The organism is Marinibactrum halimedae, assembly GCF_021234875.1.
Classification (GTDB): Bacteria; Pseudomonadota; Gammaproteobacteria; order Pseudomonadales; family Cellvibrionaceae; genus Marinibactrum; species Marinibactrum halimedae.
Window position 1 is genome coordinate 21255 of record NZ_JAJQVM010000026.1, and the last position, 23753, is coordinate 45007.

The following is a 23753-nucleotide window of genomic DNA, read 5'->3' on the forward strand; positions in this document are numbered from 1 at the left end:
TCAAAATCGCATCGACTATGTGATTCCTTCAATAACGTCTGTCACTGGTTACGTTCTGTTAGCCAGTTGTTCAAAAAACAGTGCTCGCAATCCATTGGATGATTTGTACTCAAATTTGTTTTCATCGGAAACAGTGTTATTTAATAGTATGACATTTTAATGACACTTTTGTTGCAATTTTGTTTGCTGTAGACTCCCGAGCCCTTTTGAAAACAATGATGATTTAAGGAATTGAACGAAATGACATTTCGTACACTTTGCGGTGTGACAGCCGCTTTTGCTATCAGTGCTTCAGGTCTTGTGGGTGCGGCAGACTTTTCTGTACCGTCTTTATCGCGTTGCTTAGACGATATGGGGTCAAGTAACACCTCAGACCCAAAGGTTTTTAATTTAAATGTCGATGATATTTATTACGATGCAGAAGATGTGCGCGACTTTGCTGTGCAAGCGGTTGTTAACATGACAGAAAATTTTGCTTCAGAGGGTTCTGAATGTCGGACCTTTTCACAACCTATGAACCGTGAGACGGTAACGTGTGAAGAGATTGGTGGGGTAGACGCGTGTATCATTCCCAGTGATGCGGGAGAATTTATCGTCGTGCGCGATTATGTTGATTCTGCCAATATTGTATTGACTGAATACGATAGCGACTATCGCTATTTTCCAAAAATAGACGCTAAAAATGATCAAGAGTCACTGTGGTTGCCGAACCCTTCATCGTGTTACTCAGAGTTGTTAGAAGGGTTGGTTGAAAGTGAGTATTTCTCAGATAGTCAGGCGTATTCTGTTGATGTGAGTAATTACACCTATTTTGATGATTTTCGTTACGTATTAGCGCGTTCAACGCGAGATGTTGTTGGTAACGTGGCTGCACAGAATGAGGCTTGCCATGTTGTAACGGAAGCGCATCCTGCGACAGAAGCGGAATGTTTATATCGAGAAGGCAAGCCATCTTTGTGTGGTATTACCTCAACCGATAGTGGGTTCTTTGTTTATATTTCCGATGCGGAAACCCAAATGCACGTGTTATTTAATCGTTGGGATTAATGTTTTACTAATTGCAAAAAGGCAAGGTATTTTTCCTTGCCTTTTTGGGGGTTTTACAGGCATAGCATTATTAATGAAAGCATTGCACAGAATTGTTGTCGAGTAAAAAACAGCTTGTTAATTCCCCTAGTGCAATATCAATGATAGAGGTCTCTGGAAATTTAATGAAAATTCCAGGGGCGGGGACGAAATTTTCTTTTTCATTGAATTTAGTTAAGTTAACCCTATCTGAATCAAAGGGTAATGGCTCCAAGGCAACTTTGATTCCCCAGCAACTTGCAGCCCCATTATTCAGTGCAACACAGGCGTGTTTCTCTGACATAACGATATCTTTTGCACCTAATGCATCCGGTAATGTAATGCTCTTTGCAGAAATCGAATAATCATCTGGAAAAGCACTTGGAATCGTGCCACTCCAGCACGATAGACCATGATTTGAATTTATTTTACAAAGGCCAGAGGAATAGTAATAACGAAAATTCAGTATATCTGAACCCTGCGTGTCTGGTATTGGAGAGCTTTGAGAGGGCTCTTCTATTTGAAGATAAAATAAAGGCTTTTCATTGCTGCGCATATCGAAGCATTCAACTAGGTTGTCTAAGTTCTGAATGCAGCTTATTACTTCGCCGGAAATGAACTGTTTTACATCTGGGCTTCCGCTGAGAAAGCTGATATGTTGTTGTGGGCAATTCAGTGTATTACCTTCATCGATGCTGCATATCGTACCATGCTTAGTCTGTAATGATTTTATTTTCCCTAATTGATTTTGTGCAGACTTTTTTAAGGGTATGGCATTAATGCGACCCTCACTCATTTCTGAAGTGGTTTCTTTTGAAAAAAGATCATTAAAGTGCAAAAGAGTGTCTTCATTAAGATCTCCCCAGCACCAAACATCATTATTTTCCATTAAAGCACAGGCGTGGTAACCGGTGTCGAAGTGATCGGAATCTCCAGACTGGCCATAGATACTAATGGCTTTGTTTTTTGAAAAATCCACTTTCGTTAATTGAGATAAGGATTTAACGCCTTTGCTGTTATTTTTCCAGCAGTAAACATCGCCTTCAGACATCAAGCAGCTTATCTCGTTTAGAGATATAAGTTGTTTGATTTTTTTATCCGATACGATAGATAGGTGAGTTGATGCCTGGCTACGGTGATTCTTTTCTTTGAAGTTATTCGCTTGCTGTTGGTTTGAATTACTTGCTTCGGTTATTCCATTGCAAGCCATTAAAAAACACATTGAAAAGACAGCAGCGCATATAAATTTTACCTGCGATTGTAATGCCATTGTTGGTTTCTCAGTCTATCTTTAACATCAAATATAACGGGTATCCAGTGATACTTTACCGATTAATGCCATGAAGATACCAGGCAAAAGTCACCAAAACCTAAATTTGAATAATGTAAATCACAATCTCTATTCATGCTGATTTGCAAAGGGGCAGGTGTGTATAGTGATTTAACTGGCGAGAGTAGCCCGAAGCGCACAACAATATACTTCTGTTGTCGGCTCTGAGTTTTTGGTCCAACACCCTTGTATTGATTGCCGGTGTAACCAAACAGTACACCACTTTTTTCTTTAGCTCTATCGCCTTGATAACGTGTATTCTCATTAGGTGTTGTTTTGAGTTTTATTTCCCCACCGCCAGACGGGTCAATAGCGCTGACGGTGCCATCGGCATTAGCTCTCACGATAAGAATCCAATGGTCACCTGTAGCGCTTTTTTTGTAATCTACATGGGCAATCACTGGATAGCCTTTCCCTAAGTGGGTTTTCAATGATAGTAAGTCTTGTTTGGTTAAATTGTTGTTCCGGCCATACTCTTCATAAACCATGCCTAAAGCGGCAGCACCATCTTTTACTACCATTTCCCCACTATTTTTAGCAAAAGCACCTGCCTTTTTAAGTATGTCATTCGCTTTTACTGGAGTTAAATCTTTTGGGAGTAAGTCCTCTGGCCAGTGTTCATTAGAGCTGCCAACTGCGGTGGCTGCCATGGTGAGTGAAGTTAATGTACAACCAATAGAGTAGATGGTATAGCTGCTGGAATTTCCAATGGTGTGTTTAGGGTAATTGAATTGGCTAAACGAGGTGTAGGTGCCATCTTTTTTAACAATATGTTTAGCATCTTCAACGTTACCGTTAAGGGCTCGCCAAGTTTTACCACCCACATCGACTCTTCCGTCTGGGTTGTGCCATTTGAGAGCAATTCGTTGAAACGTTTTAATTGCCGTTATCGTGGCGTTACCACAGTCATTATCTACTTTTAGTGGTCTTCTTGGTGCGTATATTTTTATTGAATTATCAAGGGCGGCTTTAAATGCAGAGTTTTTATTGTATTGAATATTAATTTTCTTTTGTATGATTCCAACATCTGGGCCCTTTATCGTTGCGCCCACGCCGACAGCTGTTTGAATGCCCATTTGGATTTCCTATTTTTTTCTCGACTCGATTCTAAAATTTAGAGAATTTGTGTACCGTTTCATTTCAATCACTTCTATAACCTATCAAATACATTTGCTTGGTTCTACCTCAAGTTGATGAAGTAAAGGACGATTTGGGAGCTTATGATAAATACCGAAAGCGATCTCTCACAAGAATGGCATAGCTGGATTTTAAAGAATCTTTGTTCAGGTATTCCGGAAAGCCGTTTAATACAAGAGCTTGACCATTATGACATCTCAAACCGAGACGCTGTGATCGCTGCTATTGTACAAGCAAGGAGTAACCCTTATGTTAAGGCGGCATGTGAGATACAGAATCAACTCGAAAAACGTCATTGGTTAATGGAGACGCTTCATGAACTTGCTCAGTTAGATTCTCGGTATCTAAAAAAAATTGATAAAAAGCCAGCGCCCGCTTTCAGTGACTTTGTTGTGCAGTATTACAGTAAGCAAATACCTCTTATTATTACTGATGGCATAAATCATTGGCGCGCAAAAAAACATTGGACACCAAAATACATAAAAGCATGTTATGGTAACCGAGAAGTCGAAGTGCAAATGGGGCGAAATCATGATTCGCAGTATGAGCGAAATGCATGTCACTATAAATATCGACTGCCATTGGGGGATTTTTGCGACAAAATATTGCATGGAGGTGTAACCAATGATTATTATCTCACCGCCAACAATAATGGTGCTAATGCTGAATCTTTGTCCGATTTAATGTCGGATGTGGGAGATTTTGCCAATGGTTATCGTCGTGATCCATCAAATTACTCACAATGTTATTTCTGGCTAGGCCCCGAAAGTGCTACGACTCAATTTCATCATGATTTAACTAACAATATGCTAGTTCAAATTTATGGTCATAAAAAAGTAACATTAGTGCCAGCATTACAAGTGGCTTATTTGTATAACGATAAAAGTGTTTATAGTGCAACAAGCTATCCAAAAGCTAATGATAATGAATGTTTTCCATTACTCAAAAAAGTGAGCTCAATAGAGGTCGTACTAGAGCCGGGGGAGGCGTTGTTTATTCCCATAGGATGGTGGCATGAAGTGGAAAGCCTTGATGTCACCATTGGTGTTAGCTTTACCGATTTTAATGTGCCTAATGAGTTTGCTCATCGGTATCCACAAGATAAATTGTAATAGTTCTCATAATGCATAAAAATTGTCACTCTTTTCTTTTTTATTTTAGGATATTGAAAGTTAACTATTCTCTTTATGTGTTAGTTCAATTTAAATAGTGTTTCTAAAGTTCTTATCTTCTTTGTTGTGTGAGCCATATGAAAGTTATGAGTGGCATACTGTATTAAGGAGATCGTAGAAAATCTCAGTCTTTTTCCGGTATTTAGCGGTCGTTAGGGTTTTTTGTATTAGATATTAAGGTTTTTGGTGTGAGTAAAATTGCTATTGAAAAAGGGCAGCATCGAGTTGTAGTGGAAAATATCGGAACGGCGAATGCGGATTGTGTTGCTGCATTGAGTAAAGCATTACAAACTAAGCCAGAGGCAATCGCGACTTGCTTATACCAAGCGCCACGAGTGTTGTTTGATAACTTATCTGAAAAAATAGCCAATGAAGTGGCATCATTACTTCGTAATTTAGGATTGGCGGCACAAAGCTCAGATCAATCATCATCATTAACACCTGGAACACCGGATTATGATGTGTGCCTACAGATACAAGATTATCAAAGTGTCTTATCATTAATCCTAGAGGTTTCCCGATTTTTGGGTATCCCCCCAGAATCCGCAAAGAAGCTTGTCATGCATTCCCCCAGTATTTTGCTTGGACAGGTTTCTTGCGCCACTGCAGAAGCAATTGCTGAACGTTTTTCCCCATTAGGGGCAGTAGTGAACAAGAATAAAACTCGCGATTCTCATTATCTTGTATTGATAAAGGGGAAAGGAACAAAAGCAGAGTTGGACAAACTCTTGAAGCAAAGTCAAATCCAGTTGGATTATGAACATGATCATGTCAATTGGATACAAGGTGGTTATGGGCGGTGTGGGTATGCTCAAGCGCAGCAATTGTGGAAAATTTTTCAGCCTTTGTCTGATAAAGTCCTGATTGTTGCTGAGAATTTTGTTTTAGTGGATGTGGTCTGTGAATCGGTTACAGACGTAAGCGAATTTAAGAATGTGGCCAGTATGTTAAGCATGCCGGATTCTGTTTTTGTGAAGTTATGTAAACAACCTAAGTTTTTGTTGAAGAAATCAGCTACTCTATCAGAGGTTCACTCTATTGTCGCCGCAGGCCGGCGGAGCGTGAAATGCATAACAATATTGCCGCAGCTCTTACAGTCTTTTGATGTTCGCATTGGTGAGACTTCTCTTAGCGATGAAATTTTACAATCGTTGTCGATTATTATTGATAAGCCAACGGAAGAAGTAAAAAAGCATCTTTATGGAGGCGGGGCTCGTGAAGGGATGGTGTGTCGTTCATTGAACTATAACCAAGCGAATTGGCTTCGAGTAAAGTTAAAAGAATATCAAATATCCGCTAAAATCACTGCTGTAGCATAACGATAATAAAAGCAGATTAGTCTTAACAGTATTTCGGTTTTTAGGAAAAATAAAAAATGGATAATGTAACTTCGCTTGATGAGATTGAGCCTCAGCAATCTCCCCGCTATCATTTGGGTATTGCAGAACAGGGAAAGTTGTATGCGATAGCCGGAGATCATAAAACCGCATTAAAATATTATCGATATGCCATTAAGTTAACCTCGGCATTAGGCCATCCAGAGGTATTCTTTCGGCATTATCTTGAGTGTGTTTTAGAATCTTTAGAGCATATGCAAGCCTATGATGAATTACTGGAGTATTGTGATAAAGCGGTCGCCCTTTTTGAAGAAACAGGAAAAAATGAAGTCATAGAAAATGGTGCTAATGATTCAGAAGAAGTGGATCTGATGCGATTGGATGTGGCCAGTATTTATCTTCGAAAAGGCATTGTTTTTTATAAAAAGAAAGACATTGATCAGGCTTGTGACTGTTTTCAACTTTGCAAGAATCATTTGAAGCATAGTAAACATACACTTCCTTTGTTGAGTGTAATGGAGCGATGGATAAAAGGCGGTTGGCATGTGGATGAGCATCGTATCAAGCAAGAGCAAGTCCGCCACAAATATTTTACCGTTGTAAAAGAGAATATTAAGTCGGCGTTGGCGATTACTTTACCGAATGACGTTCTGGCTAGTGCCTTCTAGCACTATAAAGTCGATTACATAGATAGCATTATTATTTCATATCATTGTTTTAGCACCACTGTAATTTGTGTCGTATCAATTTAATGCGGTATCAACATAATTTGATGGGGTTCTCATGGCAGCAGAAATCGATAGCAAACTGGTAGGCCAAGCATTAGCGGAATTGCCGCTCCACACGATGATTAAAGATACCGTGATCAGCTTGGCGCAGGCTCAAAAAGAGTTGGATGCAAATTCCTTTGAACAACTTAAGCTTGTAGCGGAAGAGAAAGTTGTTGTGCCGACACAAGCTGGTGGTTTGCAAGAGGTATCCTTACTTTCATTGGGATTGGTGCCCTCTTTCTACCATATGGCAGAATTTAATATCAGTGCTACCGTTAGTATCCGTTATGAAGTGAGTGATGAGAAAAAAGTGGGCATAGGCGCAGGATTTGGGTTGAGTTATTCCAATGGACGCGAAGTACAAAAATCTTGGGAGCGTGACCGCTTTGATCAATACGCAGCTATCAAAAACACCTATGGTGAATATGCATATTCTGCCTATATCAGTAACTACAACGAGCAGACAGGGGAGTTTACGTTTATTTCAAACGAAGTGATATTTGAAAAAAACGGTGATGAATTAACTCTCTATCTTAGTAAAGAACAAGTTGAAAATTATCGGTATAAGCATGAAGGGTTGTTATGGCGTCCTCGTATTTACTTCTTGAATAATAATGAAAAAATATATATAGCTGCATTAAAATTGGATGGCAGCGAAGGAAAGATAGTTGGTGTCTCTGATGCAACTTTGCAAGGAAAAACAGTGCTCAAAGTCACTGATTTTACTGGTCTTGGCCTTCCACAAGTTAATAAAGCAAGTGTGGCAGCTAGCGAGTACTCAATACCGAATTCTCCAACATTATTTTTAGAAGACCCACAGCAAGCAACTACCCCTATTTCTGTTAAGTATTCAGTGCAAGTTTATAGCAATGAACAGGGAACCCAGGCTCAAACTCATTCAGGAGGAAAGAGCTTGGAAGCGTTTAAAGCTGAAATTCACTATGGCATGATTTATTTTGGTTTTAGTGATACAGCAGGGCAAAGCTTGGCGGATATGGAAAGTGAACTTGAACCCTACCCTGAGAATGATTCTTCCTCCGATCCGGATGAGAAAGGCGGTGTTTTAGATGTAGGGCGTGGTTACAAGCAAGAAAATGCTATTTTATTAGATTCCCCTGCTCCTACAAATATTGACCAGTGTCGTGATAATAATACAGACTTAAAAAATGAGGATGAAGATTTCATTAGAAATGTCTTAGAAACTAAACACAGATTGGTAGCTTTTTGCAAATCCAATTCAGCAGGTGAGCTAAATATCTACGCTGGAAAGTATAAAGATGATCCAGGTAATAATAGAGATGCCTCTGAAAAAGATCGTATTGGCCATGGTTGTTACTATGATAAACGAAGTATTATTTCAGAAGATTTTTTTAAAAATATACCCAGTCCAGTAGCGGTCGACCCTATTCCTGTTCCCCCAAAGCAGGGCATAAGTGAGCAGATTTATGCACAAAAAGCTAGTGGAGCAGCGGTTTCAGGTTATGATCGTGAATCGGCTTCACAAAGTTTAAAAGACTCCAATAAACGATTTGCGGTAGCGGTAGCTGCGAATGTAGATGTGCAAACGGCACGACGCTATGAATTTGATATGAGCATGTGTATGAAATTGGATGCAAGAGTGAATGCGGTGAGTGCACCTATGCCACTACTCGAAAAATTTTCTCAGATGGAAGCCGCCGATAACGGGGAAGGCTAAGTCGTTACCCTAAATACATAATTATCTTTATTGAGAGTAAATTATGGACGGCGATAAAACCGTTAACTATCTACTAGAGTCTGCGCCACTTCCACAAATGATTGAAGGTTTAGGCAAATCTATTGCAAATGCACAATTTGCGCTAGATAAGTATGCAATTGATATTATGCGTGAAGCGGGAAAAAAAGAAGGAGCGGGTGTAAAGATTAATGATAATGAGTATTCCTTGTTAGATTTAGGATTAACACCGAGCTTTTATCATTTTTCAGAAGCGCGCTTAAGTGCCAAAGTTGCTTTTTCCGTAGGAAAAACATCAGAAAAATCATTGGAGGTTGAGGCATCGCTTACAGTTGATACGAAAGTGGTTATGTTTGCTGCATCAGTGAATGCATATTACAGCAATAAATATTCATTTAAGTCTGAAGGCTCAAGTGAAATTAATACCAAGTTAATCTCAGTGCCTCCTCCTACTGTTTTGGTTGAGATTTTGAATGAGGCGAGAGCAAAAAGCTAAAAGAATTGAATCAGGAGATTACTATGTCAATTGGTGGAATTAATGTTGGACGAGAACTATTAAATGTTCCCATGGGGGAAATGATTCGTTCGATGGCGATGGCTATTGCCGATGCGCAATGGGAGTTGGATAAGTCCAGTACGGTGGTCACGGAGTTAATGAGTGGTCAACGTTTATTGCGTGATATTGATACTGGTGAATTAATCAATGCTGATGGTTCAATTGCCTGGTTTGATCCGGTTGAGAACACCTATAAGAAAAAAGATATCGGTGGTGTAGTCACTAATGTGAATAGTGAGGGTACAATTAATCCTGTAGTAGTAGATTCTAGGGTTTTTTTTGGTTATACCTACGAAACGGATGAGGATAGTCAAGTTACTAAAAGAATTCCTCAGCGTTTAAGTATGATGGAATTAGGGTTTACCCCAACTTTCTATCAGTTTGTGGACACAATTATAGAAGTCAAAATTGCCATTAAAATTACACAAAATAACGATTATGAGCGGAAGAATGCTTATAAAAGCAGCTATGTAAACAAGGATTATGGTTATCGTTATAATGGTTGGTTTTCTTACTATCGTTTTGGTAATCGAACGACAACGTCGACTTCTCAGGTCGATGCCAATTATTCTAATCGGTACAGCTACAGTGTTGATGGTGCGTCGTTGTTAAGAACTAAGCTCGTACCCATTCCTCCTCCTGCTATCTTAGAAGATCGAATTCGTCAGCTTATGGAGCAGGAGGAAGCTATTGCAGATCAAGCTCTTAATGCCGCTGTAAAAAAGAAAAATGATGGAGATGGTGGAGATAGTAATACTGTCGTAGAAGATAACAATAATGGACTTAGTAATGATGGTCAATCGTAATGACTATAATAGAAAATATTGTTATGTAGTATCTATTCTAAAGTTTGTTTGAATCTTTTCTCGATATATTTATTAAGTAGGAGTCAGGTATGCCTAGCGCCAGCACAATAGGTCGCGACCTCTTGAACGTTCCATTTCCTGAAATGGTGAAGAGCCTTGGTATTGGAATTGCCGAAGCTCAACTTGAATTAGATCGGGTTAGCATGGAAATTGCTCAATTGATGAGTGGGCAAGATGAAGGAGCTCGCCCTACGTTACCGAGCGATGACACAAAAAAGTTTTTTACATTTGATGAAGATGAAGATGATGATAATGCAGAGGAGAAAAGGTCTACCAAAATAAGGTTTGGAGGACAGTACTATTCATTATTAGAGCTTGGTTTTACGCCAACATTTTATCAGTTTGTGGACACCATTATAGAGGTGAAAATGTCTATCTCTATGTCCCGTACTAAAGAGAGAAAAACCGAAACAAATAAAAGAAAGCTTAGTGGGAAATTGAGGCTATTTCGACGTTCTGCAGGAGTGAGTGCGACTTCAGTGACCGCAAGTTATGCCAGTAAGTACAGTTATAGTGCCGAGGGTTCTAGTCTTTTGCGTACTAAATTAGTTCCAGTGCCGCCCCCACCGATTCTTGAAGATCGTATAAGACGATTGTTAGATGATACAGCCGAAAATTCAACAAGTTAAAGATCAAGGATATTAACCTTGGCTTATTCAACTAATATTGATGAAGCGCTGACTCTATGATTGAGGATGACTTTGATTACACAAGTTGGGAGGATGAGCTTGAAGATTTTAATAAAGAGGCTAAGGCAGAAGATAATAAATTCAGGAAGCTCAGGGAAAAACAATCTCCCGAATTAAGAAAGTTAATAAGAGAAAGAGAGCTGTTAGAGAGAAGACTTGCTCAGTTGACCAGCCATGCCGATGGTCATGGGGAGCAGAGAGAAGGCGATGCTCGTTTTCAAGCTATGTATCCCATTCAAACTCATACTGTAGAATCTCGCATAGAAGAGCGTCGATTGAAGCGGCGTGATGAGAGGAAGAAATTTCAAGAAAAACGTTTGCTAGAAGCTGATCATGTCAAAAAGATAAAAGAGAAACAAGAAAAATTGAAGCAAGACTTTCTTAAGAGAGAGTCAATGCGACGCAACCGAATAAAAAATAAATATGAACAAGCATTAGCTGAAAAAAGAGAGCAGATTGCTGCGTTGAGGCGCAAAATTCAAGCTGCTGAAAAAAAGAATTACGAGAAATGGGAAGAAAGACAAGCGTTATTTAAGCGCTTAAAAGGAAGGGAAGATAAGTTGAAGAGATTGGTTCAACAAAAAAGACTAAGATCTCTGGAGGATATGAAGCAACGGTTGCTGAAAAAAAAGCGTCTCAAAGATTCAGAATTGGGGAAAAGCTATAGTAAAGTTAAAGATAAATTTCAGAACTATAAAAATAGAGGTAAAGAATATAAAAGCCTAGCAAGAGAGGCGAAAAGTATTATTTCTAAGCCGAGCAAGGGTGGGCTGGAGCGTCAGTTGATCCAGCAGCTGGATAGAAAGCTTGCAAGCACAAGCGAAATTTCTCCTTCTGAAGCGGAAGCTATTAAACAAAATATTGCGAATGACCCAATGGTTGGGGAAATTTCTAAATACTATGATATGGCTGAAAAAGCCAATCAAGTGCAAGCTTTAATGGGCAAGGCAAAAGCCCTAGCTGACAAAAGAAAGAAATCGAATGAAGAGGCTCGTTTAGACAACCGAAGAAGACTGTCTGCGCAAAGTTTGAAAGAAAAGAATGATGCTGAAAAATCACAAGAAATGTGGGATCGACGACGAGAAGCTCAAAAGGGTGCGATTTTAGCCGAAAAAAAGAGAGAAAAGCGTTTAGAGGAAAGGCGAGAAGCACGTCGAAGAGAGAGGCAGGGTGGATAGAAAAACCAATAAATTAGTATAAATGGAGTAAACGGAGTAAAGTGTGAGCAGCACAAACGAAATTACCGCGAGTATTGAAGACTATTTGTTGAGCTTAGCAGATAGCTTGCAAGATGCTCAACAACAACTGTCGCAGCGACAGGTTGCCAGCTTACCTGGTCAGCCTGCCATGGCATATCAACTGCCTAAATTGGACTTTCAGTTAAAAATTGCTCTGAATATGGAACAGCAAGATGCCAATATCGTGGGGGATACGCTGTTTCTGCCCATTGGCGACAGTCCGAGTGTGTTACCGCCGGTGACCAATAAGAAGTTAGTCTCTCAATCGGGAACGCTACATGAATATAATGTGAGCACAATCAGTGGCAGTTTTGTGGCAGTACCAGTAAAAGAGGTTCAGCAGGCGTATGTTATTCAATTAAACCATGCTGTAGCAGGTAACATGCGCTATGAGCTTACTTTCTTGATTAATCGGCAGAATAATTTAGAACCTGTTGAACGTTTGGGTGTGGAAGTCAATGTTGAGAAAGAGCGATTAAAGAATTTTAATGAGGGACTCTTTGAACAACTTCAATCTTTACAGGATAAAACAGAATTGGAGTTGGCATCTGAAATATCGCGTTGGTTTAGTTTTTCAGATACTACATTGATTTCGGATTCTTCCGGTGAGGTCTCATTTGGGGTGTCATTAATTATACCACCAGATTTGTCTAAAGAGGTTCTGTCTTCCGGTGATATACAACTTCCGTTAGTTGTGAGTGTTCGTGGTAATAATCAGCGTTTTATTTTGCCTTTTTCAGATGGGCCGTTAGGTTCCAAGGGTGATCCAAAATCTAATCCAAAATCTAAGAAATAGATACAGTATGATTTCCCAACCGGTTATTTTTCTACAATCAGTACAACGTTCGATTTATCAATTGAGAGATACCCTCAATGAGTTGCCTGCAATTCGTGAGGTGAGTTACTTTGCACCAGAAGTTCAAACGACGCCCCCTAATGTACAGTCGGTTCGTGACTATATTGATGAGCAACATTTGGTGGATGTTGATCGTCGCACTCGTGTGGGGTTGTATCGTTTTTATTTAATGTTATTTGAGAAACTTTCTTTTTGCTCTTTGAACAAGCCAATGAGTGTTGTAGGGTTTTTCGAACAACATGTTCAAATCTCGTTACAAGAAGAAGAGCGTAAAGCGCTTGGTGCGTTTTATCATGATTTTTCTCAACAAGTGGCAAACCTTACATTAACGTTAGAAGGGTTTTTGGCTCAGCTTTTTCTTCCTCATATGGATGCGATGGATGTTGGTTTGCCGCAAGGCGGTGAAAGCTTACGAGCTCAAATTTTTCAGAATTTTTTTAGCAAGTTACCAGGGGGGCTAGGATTCATTCATACACAGTTGGCTCGTCTGGCTCAATTGCTGACGCAGCTAAAAGGTCAGGTCGATACCCTTCAGGCGCAGACCCCTCAATTTGATTTTCCTGAATTCAAACAAGGTGCTTTTATTCAGTTTGATGAAGAGGGTGAATTTCTTCGTCAATCTCAAGCGTGCTTGACAGATCTATTGGATTGGGTTGAGAAATTGAATCTTACGTTAAGAGATGTATCTATTCCGGATTCAGTACCAGATAAGACTTCGATGCTGTTAGAAGCGTACTATTCTTTGAGTTACCAATTGTTGAGTTCTCGCCTTGAAATAACCGATCAGTTACAGACTTTCTTTTCGAAGCATCAAGAATTGTTACACTTTTTGGATACGCTGTCTTCGATTGATAAAGCGGATTTCCGACCCCTCCCGGCGCCGGAAAAAACCAATGCCAATAGTATTATTAGTGAGACTGGTCAGGTGTTGTCCCGTGTGAATAACACTATCGCACTCTCTGGCTATCAGGTGGCGAATGTAGACATGGAATTAAAAGTGGTTACCAATCAGCTTGGTGAGCCCGTTAGCATTTCCAGTTTAAAAGAAAAAGATCAATACACCTCAGATCAAGTCGGGACGATGAAGTTTTCGCTAGTGAAAAGCGGTGTTAATAAAGGGGCGCAATCTGAGCAAAAAGTGCCAGATGTGGTTGGAGACACAGAAAACTATGCGCGTTCTAAATTAATCCAATATGGATTTAAACCCTTTGTTCAATACCGTTTAACAAGAGACGACAGTCAAGATGGTCGAGTTATAGAACAATCGCCAGAGCCTCTCAGCGCAGCCAGCAGCGGTGCGTCGGTGGGTATCGAAATTGGTCGTTATGTTAGCGGTGGTTTGGCTCACTTCTCGTCAGATGAATAATGGATGATACCCGTCGGTTTTAAAAGGCCATTCTATGAACGACATTACCAAAAAAACGACTGAAGTTTTATCCGCCCCGCTTGGGGAATTAATTGCCGCTGTGGGAAAAGGCGTGGCGGAAGCACAAGAGGCGCTGGATACCCAAGCATTGGAAACGTTTCGTAAATTGTATCTGGATGATTCAGAGTTGTATGCGGAATTAAAGAAAGTGGGGTATCAACCTACTTGGTATCGTATTCCTGAAGCCGATGCGGAAATAAAATTGGTATTAACCGCCACGGAAACACAAGCCTCGGTGGGTACAGGCGAATTAACGGGAAAAAACCCAGTGGGCTTAAATGCCATGCCGATTGATGCCACTGTGGCAAATCAGTATAACTTTTCGTTGGCGGCCAGTAGCAGTTTGAAATTTAAAGTAGTGCCTGTGCCACCGCCCGCCTCATTAGAAGATCAGAGGGTGGTGCCAGAAGTGTTGGGTAAAACGGTTGATGCCGCGACGGAACTATTAACTGCGAATAATTTATCGTTAATTATTAAGAATGCTGACGAGTTAGCGGTAGAGGATGTGGGGGCGCTTAAAGTGGTTGGCCAAGTTCCAAACTCTGGTGCGTTATTGTCAAATGGCGCTCAAGTGCAAGTTACCGTGGCGGTAAATAACACATCAACCTTATCTGAATAAGTGACGACAGAGTAATGTCTACTGATGCCAAGACCACCAGTGTGGCCGAACTGATATCCAATGTTGCCCATGCTCTGGCAGACGCTCAAATGGCATTCGATCAATCCAGCACGAAAGTAGCGGAATTGTTTTCAGGGCGTACTCGGTTAGAAGATGGCGCGGTTGTGGATACGAGAGTACCGTTTGGGTACACCTATGAAAACGGTAAACGAATACCACAGCGTTTGAGTATGTTTGAGTTGGGTTTTGTGCCTCACTTTTACCAGTTTGTGGAAAACGTAGTTGATCTTAAAGTATGCATGCGTATAGCTCCAAGCCGTAATGGAAAGACTGAGGGATTTAGATTGATCTCGACTCCGGTGGATGCGAGCTATCAAAATACCTACGGCATAAAATCAGAACAGTGCAGTCGGCTTGCTTTTCAAATTCGGCCCGTCCCCCCTCCCAGTGAGTTAGTAAACTCCGTTGATTTATTGAATTCGGAAGAAGAGACAAGAGAGTCCGAATATCATACTGTGGCGTCAGCCATTCAATCACGAGTGCCGGTCGCGTTGATAGAAAGTTTATCCACAGAAACATTAAAAGGATTAGGAAAAAAAGCGGGTGAATCTCTCAGTAAAATGGGCGTTGACACGATTGCTCAGCTTCGTGAGTGGATGTTTTCGTCTAAAGCCAATGCTTTACCCTTTACGCCATTGGAATATGCGGCAGTGCGAAGTCAATTGCTGAATATTTTGATGGAGTCAGAATTGTCCAATCAATCGCGTGTGCTAGAGAAAAGTGAAGCTGCTTTATTAAGTCGCGATGGGAATACGTTGATTAAGTCAGTGACGGAGTGGATCGTTTCCGCTGAGTCGATAGCAGAAGGCGTGATCGATGACGCACTCATTGCGTGGTGCCAGCAATTAACGTTATGCCTCGATAAAAGTATGTTAGATCGAGTCTATGTGCAGCAGATGGGCAACGTATAATTTCTTGAGCATAAGCCGTATTCCATACCTATTTAGTGAGTAAACAGCTATGGCGAATGTAGTAACGATTCCAATTACATTATCCACTGGGTCTGATGTCGAAAAATTACTGGATAATCCACAGGCCATTTTTCGTATTGAATCCATCTCAATCGCCAGTGAGGTTCGAGCCGCTTTTGGTGGTATCCGCCCCGCGTTTTCTGTACTCGTGGCGGATGAACCCAATAGCGAGACTCTCGATATGGCCGGAACGTCTGAAGATGGTACTCGTTTAGAGCCCGTATCGTTGAGTGATATCAACATGCCCACCATGGGAATGGCTCCTACGGCTGCGATTGAATCAGTATCATTGCAAAATGCATCAATTGCTCAGGATACGTCAAAAGAGCAGTTGAGTCGCTCTCTTGATTTTGAACCCATTTCAGACCCGATCTTTATTCCTCCAACACCGGCACCTAACCCACCGGAATTTATTGATGAAATTCCGATAACACCTGCACCGATTGATGAGCCAGATCCCATCCTTCCACCCACTCCTGCACCTCCAATAGAACAGCCTGATCCTATTATTCCTCCAACCCCACCGCCACCGCCTCCAACCCCAGGCCCGTCGGTATCTCAACAGGTAGTGCGTTACAGTGCGGCGGGTGTGATGCAAACGCGAGAAGGGGAAACAACAATATTGATTGCAGCAGACAAGAATAGCGAAGGCTCGATTTTTTCAAATGAGGTCCTTCGAGTGCTTTATATTGATGTTGAAATGAGACGGGTGACAAACACGTACAGTCACACAGAGTCATACAGCAATAATGAATTGACTGCCTTTTATCGTATCGAATTGGATATGGATGAAATGAGTTATCGGCAAAATTACGAGCACGGCAAGATTATTACCTTTGCATTACAGCTTAAACAGCATTTTAATGCTACTCTTTTTGTATTGCCATGTTCTGCAGTGGATCGCTAATCATGAAGTGACGATGGCATAGTTTTTGTTTATTCGTAATCTTCTGCTGAATCAGCTATTGGTGGGAGGAGGTTAGTGAAATATTACTACTGTCGCTCTCTTTTATGTGTTGCTCTATTCGTGGTTGTAGTTCACTCTCAAAGCAGTGACCATGTTGACGGTGAGCTCCTTATTGATCACCCTGTTTCTGATTTAACCGATTTATTTGCGTTTGTTAGCCCCCACCAATCTAACCGATTGGTGGTGGTATTAAACTCATACCCCTTTGTGCCAAGAAATGGCCATTTCTCAGAGGTGTTGATGTATTCCATTCGAATACGTCCAGCCTCCATTGCAGGTATCAGAGAGCATCCAAAATTTAAAATCCACGATCCAGAATATCGTTTCAATTGTACTTTTAATTTATCTGATGATGTAAAAGAATCTACTGTAGAATGTAAAACTCCATCCCATAAAAGAATTGTTGCTCTATTAGAGAATAAAAAAAATAGCGAAAAAGGGATTCAAATTTTTGCAGGGCAAAGGCAAGATCCTTTTTTATTTAATAGCCAGTGGTTTGGTCAAGTGGTATTCGAAAATTGCATACCGCCTGCAGCCGCTAAAAATGACTTGGCCAATCTCAATGTATTAAGTTTGGTATTGGAATTTGATATTTATTCTGAATTGAAAGGTTTAAAGCAGAGCTATATCGCGATAGCGGGGGAGTTGAGCCGTAAAACGGAAGATTGGGAAAAAAGGAAAATTTTAGATCGCGTTGGTCGACCTGAGATCAGTAATGCCAGCTTGGCGGCCAGTAATACCAATGAGGATTTACGTTTTCATTACAACCAAAAAGATACGTTTAATTTGGATGATGAGGCGATTTCTTTATATTCAGGTAGAATCAAGGAAAATATTCATTACTATGATGCCATTGATGGCGTTATCGATTGGAATGATGAAAGCCGTCAATCACTTGCTGAGCTTTTAGTGCAAGATTTTTTAGTGTTAGATTATCGTAAGCCATTCAGTACGGGCTCTTACTTTTCCATTGAAAGAGCAATGCTGCGCGGGCAAATAAACACAAGAGGCGGCGGGCGAGTGCCAGGAGAAAGAGTGATTAACACCCTAGCTTCATTATTTATCAACGGGGGTTATGGCTCGGCGATTGTTGATGGTATCCCGGCAAAAAATATTCGTCATTCTCATTTCCCGTATTTAGAAAAGCCGGGTAGAGGGCCTTGGCCCTATTTAAAACAACGTTTGGCACCCAGAGTGGTTAAAGCGTTGTCGTTACGGAGACGAGTTGCCGGTGAGACGTGTAAATAGGGTCGTTTAAATAAAGTTGTTTAAATAGGGTCGTTTAAATAAAGTCGTTTAAATAGGGCCGCTTAAATTGTATCAATAAATCAACTTCGGTTGAGGTACGGTGCAAGTCCCTGAAGTATTATTTTTATAGATATGATGATGAGTAATGAGCGATAGGGCTCAATCCTTATCTAACTGCTTTTCTAAATGCACTTCATTGCGCTTGCCTGTTAGAATACGTGTAAAACCATTGGCGTCAAAAACATGCAGCATTGGACTGTTTTCAGGTAATACATAGGCGACCATTTTCTTTATTTTTCGACATTTAGCGATACTGGTCATTTCTTTGAGCAAGCGTGTTGCTAAACCTTTACCCTGATACTCTTCTCTGGTTATGAAAGCAACTTCGCAGGTGTTGTCTCTATCATTAAAATAATAACGACCGACGGCCATAATTTTAACCACAGAGGCGTATTGGTAAGCAATACATAGGGCTAAATCTTTTGTTTGATCCACACTCACTAGGTGAAAGGAGTTTTCACGAGTGAGTTGTTTTCGATATTGATTGTATCTTAATCGAATGGATTCTTCGGTATGAGAATAAAAAAACTCTTGCAGTGGTCTCTCATCTGCTGGATTCAGTGGCCTTAAAAAATAGTCTTTGCCGCTCTCTAGAATGGGCTTCATTTGGCTGTGTCCAAATTCAGGCACATCTTTGGGTGCTCTTTGGGCGTAGTCGGGCACCCAATATTTTTTCCTGACTTCCTCTAAAAGTCGTTGCCTGAAATTAGGATGGGCAATGCGAATTAACTCCAGAGCCCGCTCTCGAATACTTAACCCCTTCAATGATGCGATGCCGTATTCTGTTACGACATAATGAACGCTTGAGCGAGTAGTGACGACCCCAGATCCTTCACTTAAATGTGAAACAATACGTGAGACTTTTCCGTTTTGGGAGGTGGATGACATGGCAATAATGGGCATACCGCCTTTACTCTTTGCGGCCCCATTAATAAAGTCAACCTGGCTGCCAATACCCTTCAGGAAATTATACCCTTTAGATTCAGTGACCACTTGCCCACTTAAATCTACTTCGAGTGCTGTATTGATGGCGACCATATTATCGTTTCTGGCAATATTTGTCGGCGACTCTAGGTACCCGCTTGGGTAAAATTCAATATGAGGGTTGTTGTGTACAAAATCATATAAGGCTTGGCTGCCATAACAATAACCGGCCAGCATCTTGCCGGGGTGAAATGTTTTATTTCGGTTATTAATAACGCCTTTCTTGAACAAATCCATTATCCCATCACACAGCATTTCACCGTGTACTCCGAGATTCTTATGATTGCGTAAATACTTGAGTACGGAACTTGGCGCTTTGCCTTTACCAATATGTAAGGTTGCTCCGTGTTGGACTAGCATCGCCAAATATTGACCAATACGTTCAATTGCATCACTGCGCTCTGGTATTGGCATTTCTGGTAAGGCTTGTTCATGCTTAATGCACGCTGCAAACTCACTTAAGTGAATGTGAGTGTATCCGTTTGTGCTTGGCATGGCGGGATTGATTTGAGCGATGATTGTTTTTGCTTGGCGTGTGGCGGCCATAGTGATATCGACGGCTGCGCCCAGTGAACAATAACCATACTCGTCAGGAGGGCTAACCATTACCAATGCGGCATCTAGTGGAAGTGTATCGTCTGTAAATAAGGATGATATTTCCGACTGTTTGGTTGGCGTATAGTCGGCCCAACCTGCAGCAACGGCTTGCCTGACAATATCGTCACTGATATAAAAAGTATTGATGCTGAAAAGATTGCGGTATTTTTGATCGAACCAGCGATGCGGAGAAACGGTATACCCCTGAATCACCTCAATGTCGTGGAATTTTTTCGAGTGTTGTAACAGATCGTCGATGAGGGCATTGGGAACACCAACGCCAGATCCAATATAGATACGACTACCAGAGCGGATTAACTCTGCCCATACGGGGTGGGCGGGCAGGTCATGCATCATATAACGTATCCTTCTCTTTGTAAGCGGGTTCTCTCTAGGCGGATTTTTTAAACGCTTGCCCCTGTCGTTATTGTTAATAATACGCTATTTCGCTTTTAATGCGCGTCTTTGTTGGCATTGTTAAGTGCCGCATTAGTAATATGATGATAAAGATGGGCAACCTGAGCCACGATACGTTTAAATTCTGGGTGAAGCTCTGCAAAATGTTCACTACCTCGGCTATGCTCAATGCAGTCGGATAAAAATTGAAGATCATAGGTGTCTAATGTTGCACCTTCATCGACTTGCTTTTTCATATCCAGTAAGCGTGGTAATCGGTTGTGGTTAAAATCCAGTAGCACCGATTCCACTGTACCTAATTCCTTCTTTGTTAGCGTTTGTTTCTTTTTCATTACTTCCAACCTTCCATAACTGCCATATCAGGTGATTGATGATTTAGCAATCTAGACATATTTTTCCCCTAGCTAATGCGGCGTTGTGCTGATCGCTGGCTCGGGGCTTTGTTGAATAAAATACAGGTTAATGAAATTATGATAGTTTCTGCATTCTAATAAGTCATGGTTTTTTAACCTGACTCATTTATATTGAGCCTTAATCAAAGGGGGCGTCAGTTTGTTCACATTCAATGGCCAGTGTTTGGCATAGCTCTTTAGCCATTGTGATCAGTTCTTTTGAGGGTGTTTGAACATCCCCAATAATTCGCTCTACCAACATAATTGCTTGATGACGCTCTTCTTGAGAAGGCAATAATTTAGGTAAAGAATGTATTGCCTTCTCTGCCTCAAAACTCGCGTTGATCGTTTGTTCGTGCAAAACACGTTGACGTTGCTCCACAGACATATTGGAAAAGGGTTTCTCATGAGTAAAAATATAAGCCCAGCGATCCAGTATTTCTGCGCGAAAACTCTGATGAGCATCTGCCAGTAAAACGAGCATCCGAACAACCGCTTCTGCTATCCCTCCTTGCTCTATATGAGAGAGTATTGCATTCACTTCAGGTAAATGTCGTAAACGATTCGGATTAAGTAATTTTCGGCTCTTAGTACTCTTATTGGCTAACCCTATCGTGAAAGGATTGCCCCAAAGCCAATAGAATGTTGCCTCATAACAGGCGTCTCTTATGTCACGCCAAGTATCAATGTTCTGCTCAAACCACTTGGCCATTAAGGTTTCTAATTGCACAAAAAAATTATCGTTTATAGTTTGATTATGTTGGTTTTTAACTTTTTCTGCCCAGTCTTTGATTCCAACTACAAACGGTGACTGTGAAGAAAAAGCCTTTCGCTGTGTACGTAAAGGGTGCATGGTCCGTACAATATTGGCCATTGAGGGTGTGACTAGAGAGCGAATAATTGGGCGAAGAGTCGCTTCATATATGCTCGTCTGAATATCGGAGACATAAGCCACCGCTGCAAAACTGTCTTCATCTTTTTGGCCATCATCTAATGCGGCGACATCTTCCAATGTACGTTCAATAAGGCGCACTTCAAATTGCTTCTCTATCCCCTCTCCCTCAATTTTTCCAATCTGCATCTCGTAGAGGCCTGGAGCCATAGCTTCGACAATCTCTAGAATGGATGTCAGACTTGTTGTTTCTTTTCTCGCTACTTTGGACGATACAAAAATACCTAAATGCCCGACATCATCGTGCAGCATGTAGATAATGCGTTGGCCACGTACACGAATCTCCTGCTCGCCGGAATAAGTAGCTGCAATCCAGTTGAGCGCTTGCTGTGGTGGCGTAATATTATCGCCATGGCTGGCAAACACAAAAACAGGAGCGGTAACCGCTTTAATATCTACTGGTATGCCTGGCTCAAGTTGAGCTGTATTTTTTACTAAGCAGTTTCCTACAAATAATTGTTCAACAATCCAATGAATTTCCGCTTCATTTAAAATAAAGAAGCCTCCCCACCAGCGTTCAAAATCAATAAAACGTTGTCTTCCACCTTCAGGGTCACGATAAAGGTCATAATATTTTCCAAAGTAATTTCGGCTGGGGTTTAACTGTTCGAAATTCATGACCAGATTAGCGCCATCGAATTGTCCCCCTCCGAGGTCAGACCAAAGCATTGGCTGCCAGGTTCCTCCCAAAACACCTGCGTTGTATCGCATTGGATTTTCCCCGACTTCGCCTGACCAGGGAGCAATAGGGGCGCCATTTAAAACCAGTGGGCCTTTAATATCAGGGTTACACGCTGCCATCAATAATATGGCCCACCCCCCCTGGCAATTGCCAATGACCACCGGTTGAGGGGAGTTTGGATGACGCTGGCACACCTCCCGCACAAACTCTGCTTCAGCATACATAACATCCGCAAGGGTTTGCTCTGGTAGAGGATCTCGTCCAAAACTTACAAAATACACTGGGTGAGACTTAGCCAGTGCAACACCAACTTGGCTATCGGGTTTAAACCCACCAATACCACCGCCATGACCTGCGCGAGGATCAACAATAATATAAGGTCGAAAAGAAGCGTTTACATCGACACCCTTAGGAGGCTTTATTCTCAGTAACTGATAATTGCAAGGTCGCTTTAGTTTTGCTCCATCTACAATGACTTCATAATCGTAAACCAGTACGGGTGGGCAACCTGCTGCTTCATGTTCAATAAAAACATCTCCACGCTCTCGTAGAACATCAATCGTTAAAATTATACGATCACTCGCATCTTTAAAGTACTCTACCCAAGAAGTTGTTATGTTTAAAAATGGTAAATAATTGGTTAAATTAAGGGTATTTTCTGTCAATTTTACAGAATGATGGGTATGCTCAGATCGTATTTTTTGTGATTGCAAAATAATGGAACGAAAAAATAATTTCCATTGTTCGCTAGATTGACTCACAAGATTATTAAAGGGTTTTGCCATGTGTCCATAGAACATTATTGAGTCGTTGAGAATATTCGTCCCAAAGAAAAATTGATTGGCTTGCATGTTTTTTGACATTATAAAAACCAAGCTAGGTTAAATGATCCAAAGTCGTCGGTGAACGGGCTTTGGGCCTCAAGCGTATCCGCTAAAAAAATGCTTCTTGGTCGCAAATGGGCTCTCAAGATAAGATGCTCTCATTAAGAGCATTCATCTTTCCACTTGTAAAAGTAAATTTTAACCTATTTCTATAATTGTTATCAGAGTGAGTGGTAGTATCATTATCATTTGTGGCAGCTAATATCTCTTTGTAGTTTTGTGTGCCGATACTAAAGTAGAAACGTAGAGCTAATGAGTTAAGCTAAATTGATTTTCGTCAAAAAGTATTTAAAAAATCAGTGTTTATTTTGATGGTGCCTGTGATGAATACTTTCATTTATTCTTTGGCATATAAATCCTTTTGGCTTTAGTTTGGTAGAGGCTGCATAACGCGAATAAAAATATGTCGCCAATAGAGTAGGAAAATCAGTTTAGAAAAGTGTCAGGTTTGAGTTGACCAGTACAATTTGCAGAACATTTTTAAAGAACTGCCCAATGTCAATGATGTTGAGCAGGTGGAGGCTTTGTTGCCTTGGAATATCAAGGTGTAATTGGTTTGGTGTTTACGTTGAAGTGAGTCCGAGTGGTAGACCTTCTGATGTCGTTGCCAAACTCGCATGAAGTAAAACTCCGCAGGATTTATAGTCTCGCCCCAACTCTTCTGACCATTTTTTATTGATTGGAAGGCGATTAATATAGCCAATCCTTAAAAACACACCCTGGTAGTTCATCATTAATCCAATCAGCCATAATACTCCCCTCAA

The 23753-nt window shown here is 40.9% G+C and carries 20 protein-coding genes; 15 read left to right on the plus strand and 5 right to left on the minus strand.

What is annotated here, in order from left to right:
• Positions 1-240 precede the first annotated feature (240 nt).
• A complete protein-coding gene (locus LU351_RS14745) occupies positions 241-1047 on the plus strand; it encodes a hypothetical protein (protein ID WP_232594856.1) in 807 nt (268 codons plus the stop codon).
• A gap of 70 nt (positions 1048-1117) precedes the next feature.
• Here the strand turns inward: LU351_RS14745 and LU351_RS14750 are convergent, their stop codons facing one another.
• Entirely contained in the window at positions 1118-2275 is a 1158-nt protein-coding gene (locus tag LU351_RS14750) for an RCC1 domain-containing protein (RefSeq protein WP_232594857.1), read from the minus strand.
• Positions 2276-2397: 122 nt separating this feature from the next.
• Complete coding sequence (locus tag LU351_RS14755) at positions 2398-3471, minus strand: peptidoglycan-binding domain-containing protein (protein ID WP_232594858.1); 1074 nt, start codon at positions 3469-3471, stop codon at positions 2398-2400.
• 144 nt (positions 3472-3615) lie between these two features.
• Between LU351_RS14755 and LU351_RS14760 the strand changes: the two genes are divergently transcribed.
• The 14 genes from LU351_RS14760 (at position 3616) to LU351_RS14825 (ending at position 18021) form a co-directional block, all read left to right on the plus strand.
• Positions 3616-4644: a cupin-like domain-containing protein gene (locus LU351_RS14760; protein WP_232594859.1), complete on the plus strand. Its 1029-nt coding sequence runs from the start codon at positions 3616-3618 to the stop codon at positions 4642-4644.
• Between the two features lie 248 nt (positions 4645-4892).
• Positions 4893-6023, plus strand: coding sequence for a hypothetical protein (locus tag LU351_RS14765; protein WP_232594860.1), 1131 nt, complete (start codon positions 4893-4895; stop codon positions 6021-6023).
• A gap of 56 nt (positions 6024-6079) precedes the next feature.
• Entirely contained in the window at positions 6080-6709 is a 630-nt protein-coding gene (locus tag LU351_RS14770; protein WP_232594861.1) for a hypothetical protein, read from the plus strand.
• A 115-nt stretch (positions 6710-6824) separates the two neighbouring features.
• Positions 6825-8507, plus strand: a complete 1683-nt coding sequence (locus LU351_RS14775) for a hypothetical protein (RefSeq protein ID WP_232594862.1) — start codon at positions 6825-6827, stop codon at positions 8505-8507.
• A 43-nt stretch (positions 8508-8550) separates the two neighbouring features.
• The gene (locus LU351_RS14780; protein WP_232594863.1) at positions 8551-9021 is read left to right on the plus strand and encodes a hypothetical protein; all 471 of its coding nucleotides are present in this window, start codon (positions 8551-8553) and stop codon (positions 9019-9021) included.
• Positions 9022-9044: 23 nt separating this feature from the next.
• Positions 9045-9887, plus strand: coding sequence for a hypothetical protein (locus tag LU351_RS14785; protein WP_232594864.1), 843 nt, complete (start codon positions 9045-9047; stop codon positions 9885-9887).
• A gap of 89 nt (positions 9888-9976) precedes the next feature.
• Entirely contained in the window at positions 9977-10576 is a 600-nt protein-coding gene (locus tag LU351_RS14790) for a hypothetical protein (RefSeq protein ID WP_232594865.1), read from the plus strand.
• A 56-nt stretch (positions 10577-10632) separates the two neighbouring features.
• Positions 10633-11814, plus strand: a complete 1182-nt coding sequence (locus tag LU351_RS14795; protein ID WP_232594866.1) for a hypothetical protein — start codon at positions 10633-10635, stop codon at positions 11812-11814.
• Between the two features lie 43 nt (positions 11815-11857).
• A complete protein-coding gene (locus LU351_RS14800) occupies positions 11858-12670 on the plus strand; it encodes a hypothetical protein (RefSeq protein WP_232594867.1) in 813 nt (270 codons plus the stop codon).
• Between the two features lie 7 nt (positions 12671-12677).
• Positions 12678-14096, plus strand: coding sequence for a PASTA domain-containing protein (locus LU351_RS14805; RefSeq protein ID WP_232594868.1), 1419 nt, complete (start codon positions 12678-12680; stop codon positions 14094-14096).
• A 34-nt stretch (positions 14097-14130) separates the two neighbouring features.
• Positions 14131-14775 carry a PASTA domain-containing protein gene (locus tag LU351_RS14810; RefSeq protein WP_232594869.1) on the plus strand — a complete coding sequence of 215 codons (645 nt, stop codon included), beginning with the start codon at positions 14131-14133 and terminating at the stop codon, positions 14773-14775.
• Between the two features lie 14 nt (positions 14776-14789).
• Positions 14790-15746, plus strand: a complete 957-nt coding sequence (locus tag LU351_RS14815) for a hypothetical protein (protein WP_232594870.1) — start codon at positions 14790-14792, stop codon at positions 15744-15746.
• A 49-nt stretch (positions 15747-15795) separates the two neighbouring features.
• Positions 15796-16713 carry a hypothetical protein gene (locus LU351_RS14820; protein WP_232594871.1) on the plus strand — a complete coding sequence of 306 codons (918 nt, stop codon included), beginning with the start codon at positions 15796-15798 and terminating at the stop codon, positions 16711-16713.
• Between the two features lie 75 nt (positions 16714-16788).
• Entirely contained in the window at positions 16789-18021 is a 1233-nt protein-coding gene (locus LU351_RS14825; RefSeq protein ID WP_232594872.1) for a DUF4331 family protein, read from the plus strand.
• Between the two features lie 159 nt (positions 18022-18180).
• On the opposite strand, the gene LU351_RS14830 is transcribed toward LU351_RS14825, so the two are convergent.
• From LU351_RS14830 to LU351_RS14840, 3 genes are all read right to left on the minus strand, one after another.
• Positions 18181-20019 (minus strand): GNAT family N-acetyltransferase, encoded by a 1839-nt coding sequence (locus LU351_RS14830; protein WP_232594873.1) that lies wholly within the window; start codon positions 20017-20019, stop codon positions 18181-18183.
• A gap of 95 nt (positions 20020-20114) precedes the next feature.
• Positions 20115-20411, minus strand: a complete 297-nt coding sequence (locus LU351_RS14835; RefSeq protein WP_232594874.1) for a hypothetical protein — start codon at positions 20409-20411, stop codon at positions 20115-20117.
• Positions 20412-20610: 199 nt separating this feature from the next.
• Positions 20611-22968 carry a DUF3141 domain-containing protein gene (locus LU351_RS14840; protein WP_232594875.1) on the minus strand — a complete coding sequence of 786 codons (2358 nt, stop codon included), beginning with the start codon at positions 22966-22968 and terminating at the stop codon, positions 20611-20613.
• Positions 22969-23753 lie beyond the last annotated feature (785 nt).